Origin of the sequence: Paracoccus halophilus (assembly GCF_000763905.1) — a bacterium.
Classification (GTDB): domain Bacteria; phylum Pseudomonadota; class Alphaproteobacteria; order Rhodobacterales; family Rhodobacteraceae; genus Paracoccus; species Paracoccus halophilus.
The window spans coordinates 1-859 of record NZ_JRKN01000096.1 but is presented as its reverse complement, the minus strand read 5'-3'; the positions used below and the strand labels follow the sequence as shown (position 1 = coordinate 859).

Annotated in this window: 1 pseudogene; it reads right to left on the bottom strand. The window is 61.9% G+C overall.

Annotated features, from left to right (window positions below):
* Positions 1 to 593: pseudogene (locus IT41_RS21820) on the bottom strand (IS701 family transposase); the annotation flags it as partial.
* Positions 594 to 859 lie beyond the last annotated feature (266 nt).

Sequence of the window (859 nt, the reverse complement as noted above, 5' to 3'; positions counted from 1 at the left end):
TCTGCAAGCGCCCTGGCGGAAGGTGGTTTGTGATCTTTGCTTCGTTGCACCGGCTTGGGCGGCCGCCCTTTGCCGCTCCACCTTTTGGGGGGCAGTGGCCCTTCGCCCGGGCGCCAGACACTGATGGTCGGCTGGACGCCGACCGGATAAACCAGCCCCAGATCAGTCAGCCCTCGGCGGAACTCGCCATCTGCACCGTAACCGGCATCGGCAAGGACGACACCCTCTGTGCCGCGAGCGACGCCCGGATCTGATCCATCGCGATCTGCGGCTTCGTCTGGAAAACGATCTCCTCCGGAATCTTCGCCTTTTGGCGAGGGGCGGGATCATCCAGCCAGAGCTCTGGAAGGTAAAGCTGCCAGGCAACCGGCAAGCTCGGTCGCGATGGAAAGACTGACTGCCACCTGGCAATTGTCCTGCCTGCCAAGCTGCCCGCAATATTGACGGGCAACACCAACAGAATGTTTGCTTTTCTAGGGAAAGCCCGTGTCGTCAACGATCCCGGCGGTGATCGGCCCGCCGCGCTCGACCATCTGCGGCAAGACCCAATCGCGAACCCGCCCCATCAATGCTTCGTCAGACCAAGGCGCTTGGCAGAAGCAGGTAGTCGCGGGCGCAACTGAAGGAGTGCAGAGGCGCGGGCGTTGCCGCAGGGCGCAAAAATTCTTCGTTGCTGTTCATCCCCACCTGATCGCTGTATAAGCGGCCCGGATTGTAGGGTTTTGATTTCGGGTCGGAGGCGCGATGAACGCTCCCTTCAAGCAGGCCGAGCGGCTGGGTCGTCTGACCACCGCGCTTGGACCCGACGTTCTGGCCCTCTTGCGCTTCGATGGCAGCGATCATCTGAACGATCTGTTCG